Consider the following 6,092-nt stretch of genomic DNA (forward strand, 5'->3'; position numbering starts at 1 on the left):
ATAAACACCCATGCAAAAAACACTCATTGCCACCGTATTCGTATTCCTGTTCTATTTATCTGACGCCACCGCCCAGCAACGCCGGCACGGGCGTGATGGCCAGCAGGCCCGCACCCAACAGGATAGTACCCGGGGTCCCGGCGGCCGGTTCCGCCAGATGGAGCCGGTAACTGCAGCCGAGCTACCCGCCACGGTAGCCCCGTTCGTTAAACAAACCTATCCCAATGCGGACATGAAGCGCATTGCCAAAAGCAAGGAGGGCAGGTTTTATGTTGTACTGGCAGAGACCGACAAACCCCGGCGGCTCCTGATTGTCGATAGCAAAGGCGAGATCGTTGAAAACCGCGAGATGCCGGTTCGTAACGGACGCGGGGCGGGTCGCCGTCCCAACCGCTCCTAAGCATCCTGTTCAGCAGCATATCCACACGGGCGGAGTCGTCTGACTCCGCCCTTTTTCTTTCGACGTTATGAACATCTTCCCCCTGTATCGTGCGGCCCGGTTTGGTGGCTGCCTGTTCGTTCTCTGGCTACTGGCTTCGGTTGCCCACGGCCAGTCGGTCGGCTCGGTCGACGGTTCGGTTACCGACACCAAAGGCGAACCGCTGATCGGCGTAACCGTTCAGCTCGCCAGTCAGCCCGACAGTGCCCTCCGGCGCGGGGTCGTTACCGATCTCTCCGGACGCTTCACCTTCGACAATCTGCCGGCCGGTTCGTACCGGCTCCAGGCTTCGTTTGTGGGGTTTACGCCCACGTTTGAGACCGTACGCATCGACTCGGGGCGGATTCAGCTGCCAACGATCCAGCTGCGCGAAACCGCCCGCCAGCTGAACGAAGTGGTGGTAAAAGGCAAGACGGTTTCCGCCGAGCAAAAAGGAGACACCATCCAGTTCAACGCCAATGCCTTCAAGGTAAACCGCGATGCCCAGGCCGAAGACCTGGTGCGCAAACTGCCGGGAGTCGATCTGAGTGGTGGAGGCATCAAAGTACAGGGCGAAGACGTGCGCGAAATCCTCGTAGACGGTAAACCCTTTTTCGGCGACGACCCGGCCATTGCGCTCCGGAACCTCCCCGCCGAGGTCATCGACAAAATTGAGGTGTTCGACCGGCTCAGCGATCAGTCGCAGTTTACGGGAGTCAATGACGGTAATACGCTCAAGACCATCAATATCGTTACCCGGCCCGACCGCCGAAACGGGCAGTTTGGTAAAGTATATGCCGGCCTGGGCACGCCCGTGGCGGGTACCGATGCGACCTACGCAGCCGGAGGAAGCGTAAATTTGTTCAAAGGCGACCGGCGCATCTCCATCATCGGGCAGACCAACAACGTGAACCAGCAGAACTTCTCGAGTCAGGATCTGCTGGGCGTGCTGGGCAGCGGGGGTGGTCAGCGGGGCGGAGGTGGACGCGCCGGTGGCGGCCGGGGGGGGCGGGGTGGCGGAGGTGGTAATCCCGGCAACGGCGGCAGCACCGACAACTTCCTGGTGGGTCAGCAAAGCGGCATCAACACAACCAACTCACTCGGTATCAACTACAGCGACAGCTGGGGTCCTAAACTGACCGTTCGGGGGAGTTATTTTCTGAACCAGAGCCGCAACCGGAACGAGCAGTCGTCGCTGCGGGAATATTACCAGACCACCGGCGACTCGACCCAGACCTACCGGGAGCAGTCGGCCGACAACGGCATGAACCTCAACCACCGGCTCAATTTCCGGCTCGAATACACCTTCGACAAAAAGAACTCTCTGCTGCTAACACCCCGGCTCAGCTTTCAGACCAACGAGTCGGGCTCAGCCACCAACAGCGAAACCCGACTCGGGGCCGGGCTACTCAACCAGTCCGAAAACCTGTTCTCGTCCCGGAACCAGGGCTACTCGTTCAACAACTCCCTGCTGTTCCGCCACCGCTTCGAGAAACGGGGTCGGACTTTCTCGGTGAATCTGGGCACCACCTTCAACGACCGTACGGGGCTTAGCAACCTCTCTTCGCTGAACGAATTTTTCGAGGTCGATACCGTACGGCAGGTTATTAATCAGCAAACCAACACCCGCTCCAACAGCTACCAGCTCTCGGCCGGGCTCAACTATACCGAGCCGCTGGGACAGGGTATTTTGCAGCTATCCTATAACGCCGGCCTTAACCACAGCAACGCCGACCGGTTCACCTACCGGCTCAACCCGCTGTCGGAACGGTACGACGCCCTCGACTCACTGCTCAGTAACCGCTTCGATAACGACTACCTGACCCAGCGGGCGGGCGTTGGCTACAACCTGAATACCAAAACATGGCGACTGTCGGCCGCGCTGAACCTGCAACGGGCCGACCTCATCAGCGACCAGCTCTTTCCGCGGGTAGACCGGGTCACGCGCGACTTCACCAACCTGCTGCCCACCGTTACGGCCGACTACCGCTTTACCGACGACCTGCGGCTGCGCTTCACCTACCGAACCAGTACGCAGGCGCCCAGCATCAATCAGCTGCAGAATGTGCTGAACAACACCAACCCCCTGCTCCAGACCATCGGTAACCCCGATCTTGACCAGAGCTACAGCCACATGCTGATGACGCGCTTTACGAAAACGTCGGTGTCGAAAGCCAACAGCCTCGTGGCGCTGGTGAACCTGAATTATACCCAGAACCCCATCGGGTCGTCGCTGTTCATTGCCGATACGTCGCGGTTTGTGCCGGGGGTTGTCTCGTCAACGGGTCAGGGCGTGTTTCTGCAAAAAGGTACGCAGCTGACCCGCCCCGTTAATACAGAAGACGCGCTGAACCTGAGAACCTTCTTTTCGTATGGGACACCGCTGACGTTCATGAAAAGCAACCTCAACCTGAATACCTCGCTGAGTTATAACAAAACCCCCAGCCTGATCAACAACGAGGTGAACCGGGCCAACACCTACGCCTTCAGTCAGGGACTCGTACTGAGCAGCAACATCAGCGAGAAAATTGACTTTACCCTCTCCTACTCGTATGGGTACAACAAAGTGGTCAATACGCTGCAACCCCAGCTGAACAACAATTTCACGACCCAGACCGCCGGTGGCAACCTGACCTGGAATCCATGGAAGGGGCTGGTGGTGCGGTCGGATATCAATTACCAGCAATATGCCGGTTTGTCGGGCGGGTTTAACCAGCAGTTTGCGCTCTGGAACGCCAGCCTTGCCCAACGGTTGTTCAAGAGTCAGAACGGCGAGCTGAAGCTGTCGGTCTTCGACCTGCTTAATCAGAACAACAGCATCAGCCGGACCTTTTCGGAGACCTACCTGGAAGATAACCGCTCGCTGGTGCTGAACCGGTATTTCATGCTGACATTCACCTACAACCTCCGCCAGTTCAAATCCTGAGCCGGAACGGGCTGTGTGGTCAACAGTGTGTATTTAGGCAAAGGTCATGGAGACAAGCGCCCATTGGGTAACTTGCAGGCTGGGTACTAACCCAGGTTGGCAGACCACTGCCGGGCACCAATCTATTGGCAGGCCCGGCAAAACATGCGCCATCTGCCTTATTTTCAGCTTTTTACGCGTACGGAAAAGTAGATAAAAATGTCGATCAACAATGGTCTTTGACGTATTGAAAGGGGTAAAAAAACAACCAGCAAATCAGGCATACCTCCCTGACAATGAATTATTTATGCACCCAAACGACTTCGAAAGGTTGATCCAGTTAAAGAAGGATTGAAACATCATCATCGCTGGCACCACCTTACTGGTCAATTATGCTTCGAAAGGTTGATCCAGTTAAAGAAGGATTGAAACCAATACTTTCCCCGGCTCGCCCAACCTGACGTATCGCTTCGAAAGGTTGATCCAGTTAAAGAAGGATTGAAACGCCATCTGGCGATATGGGGCTGGGCCAGCTGGCCATACTTCGAAAGGTTGATCCAGTTAAAGAAGGATTGAAACAAATCTGAACCTTTCGACCCACAATACCACCCATCCGCACCCTTCGAAAGGTTGATCCAGTTAAAGAAGGATTGAAACTTCAGGCGTACCAGACGGTACTCGAACAGGCTGGTGCTTCGAAAGGTTGATCCAGTTAAAGAAGGATTGAAACACCTCGCGACGCATACCTACGTCTGTGATACGGACATCTTCGAAAGGTTGATCCAGTTAAAGAAGGATTGAAACCGATCACACGCTACCCGCTGGTACGTACCGCTCGGCCTTCGAAAGGTTGATCCAGTTAAAGAAGGATTGAAACCGTAGACGCGGGTAATGCCGCTAGCTTTCCACGCCCCGCTTCGAAAGGTTGATCCAGTTAAAGAAGGATTGAAACGGTCGGAACTTGTCGAGCGGATTGCGACTCAGCAGGTCTTCGAAAGGTTGATCCAGTTAAAGAAGGATTGAAACGTCAATTCTTACCTCGAAGAAGTAACTATCGTAGCCTGCTTCGAAAGGTTGATCCAGTTAAAGAAGGATTGAAACTAGCCCCTCCCTGTCCCGTATTGCCCTGAATACGCCTTTTAAAGAAGGATTGAAACAGAACGTGGCCCTGGCTAAGCTCGTCGTGCACAAATCTTCGAAAGGTTGATCCAGTTAAAGAAGGATTGAAACAGAACGTGGCCCTGGCTAAGCTCGTCGTGCACAAATCTTCGAAAGGTTGATCCAGTTAAAGAAGGATTGAAACGTCAATTCTTACCTCGAAGAAGTAACTATCGTAGCCTGCTTCGAAAGGTTGATCCAGTTAAAGAAGGATTGAAACTAGCCCCTCCCTGTCCCGTATTGCCCTGAATACGCCCCGCTTCGAAAGGTTGATCCAGTTAAAGAAGGATTGAAACCAACGCTGACCTGGAAAGTGCGAGTATCGACACGACGGCTTCGAAAGGTTGATCCAGTTAAAGAAGGATTGAAACAAGACCTCGCAGCGGGGTATAAGGGCAAGGGTAAGCGCACTTCGAAAGGTTGATCCAGTTAAAGAAGGATTGAAACGCATGGTGTCCGTCGCCGGAACAGTCGTGATGGTTGCCCTTCGAAAGGTTGATCCAGTTAAAGAAGGATTGAAACAGAACGTGGCCCTGGCTAAGCTCGTCGTGCACAAATCTTCGAAAGGTTGATCCAGTTAAAGAAGGATTGAAACAGAACGTGGCCCTGGCTAAGCTCGTCGTGCACAAATCTTCGAAAGGTTGATCCAGTTAAAGAAGGATTGAAACAGGTAGTTACTTAGCCCGATCATGGGCATACCCTCGACTTCGAAAGGTTGATCCAGTTAAAGAAGGATTGAAACGCGTTCACCTGACCAGGCACGTTGACCAACATACGCTCTTCGATTAGTTTCCAGTGCCCGGGCACTCCCCTTTTGCAACGGTCCGAATCCCCGACGCCATAGCCACACAGGCATTGCCATAGGTTTTACCGTTGCAGCCGCAAACCGGGTCGTACTGCATGGTGCAACCAATATCCGGGTTGATTTTTTCTACGCAATCAGCCTCTACCACTACGGTTCGGGATTCACAGCCAAATCCAGCCAGCAGCACAAATACCGTGAAGAACGTTTTCATACAGTTACAGCATTTTTTGAGTAATGATCCATAACTAACCAAAAGGGTTGTAGTTGGCGTTATTTTTTAGTGATGATGCTGCCAGCCGTGCTTCAGAGTTGTCGGAGAAAGGTAGTAGCCGACTTTACCTGGCTCGAGTGAGAGAGCTCTTTCACTCCCAGCCCCGCGACGGCAGCCCGGCCTAAGAGATTTCTATGGTTTAAGCAAGTGAATACGCATAGGTTTTGTCATATTCTTGGTTCTTGCTTACTACCGCATAGGCCCGCCCTATCAACTTATTGCGAACGGCGTTGAGAACGGCCATCTTATTCTTACCCTCACCGACCTTCCGCTGATAGTAATCCCGTAGTTCTCCCTTGGCTCGAATAGCGGTCATGGCCGATAAGTGAAGTAATGTTTTCATGTGCTTGTCGGCCATGGGCGATACGCGTGTTTTGCCACGGATGCTGCTACCGGATTGATAAGGAAACGGGGCTACGCCCGCATAACAAGCGAACTGTTTAGCTGTCTTGCCGTCTGTAAAGGCATGGGTAGCCAAAATAAGACCCGTTGCCGTAACCACGCCGATACCAACGATCGATGTCAGTAGATGAAA

At 53.7% G+C, this 6,092-nt stretch carries 4 protein-coding genes and 2 CRISPR repeat arrays; of the genes, 2 read left to right on the top strand and 2 right to left on the bottom strand.

Annotated features, from left to right (window positions below; genetic code table 11):
- The first annotated feature begins 10 nt into the window (after nt 1-10).
- Nucleotides 11-400 carry a hypothetical protein gene (locus B1C80_RS11095; RefSeq protein ID WP_077921149.1) on the top strand — a complete coding sequence of 130 codons (390 nt, stop codon included), beginning with the start codon at nt 11-13 and terminating at the stop codon, nt 398-400.
- A gap of 67 nt (nt 401-467) precedes the next feature.
- A complete protein-coding gene (locus B1C80_RS11100) occupies nt 468-3,344 on the top strand; it encodes a TonB-dependent receptor (RefSeq protein WP_077921150.1) in 2,877 nt (958 codons plus the stop codon).
- A gap of 300 nt (nt 3,345-3,644) precedes the next feature.
- Nucleotides 3,645-4,424: a CRISPR direct-repeat array (repeat unit 37 nt; unit sequence CTTCGAAAGGTTGATCCAGTTAAAGAAGGATTGAAAC).
- Nucleotides 4,425-4,516: 92 nt separating this feature from the next.
- Nucleotides 4,517-5,223: a CRISPR direct-repeat array (repeat unit 37 nt; unit sequence CTTCGAAAGGTTGATCCAGTTAAAGAAGGATTGAAAC).
- A gap of 43 nt (nt 5,224-5,266) precedes the next feature.
- Here B1C80_RS11100 and B1C80_RS11105 read toward each other — a convergent pair.
- Both B1C80_RS11105 and B1C80_RS11110 read right to left on the bottom strand, forming a co-directional pair.
- Complete coding sequence (locus B1C80_RS11105; protein WP_077921151.1) at nt 5,267-5,497, bottom strand: Kazal-type serine protease inhibitor domain-containing protein; 231 nt, start codon at nt 5,495-5,497, stop codon at nt 5,267-5,269.
- A gap of 199 nt (nt 5,498-5,696) precedes the next feature.
- Nucleotides 5,697-6,092 (bottom strand): transposase (locus B1C80_RS11110; protein WP_139361635.1); only part of this gene is annotated, 396 nt, incomplete at its 5' end.

This window comes from Spirosoma sp. 209 (assembly GCF_002006735.1).
In the GTDB taxonomy this organism is placed as follows: Bacteria; Bacteroidota; Bacteroidia; order Cytophagales; family Spirosomataceae; genus Spirosoma; species Spirosoma sordidisoli.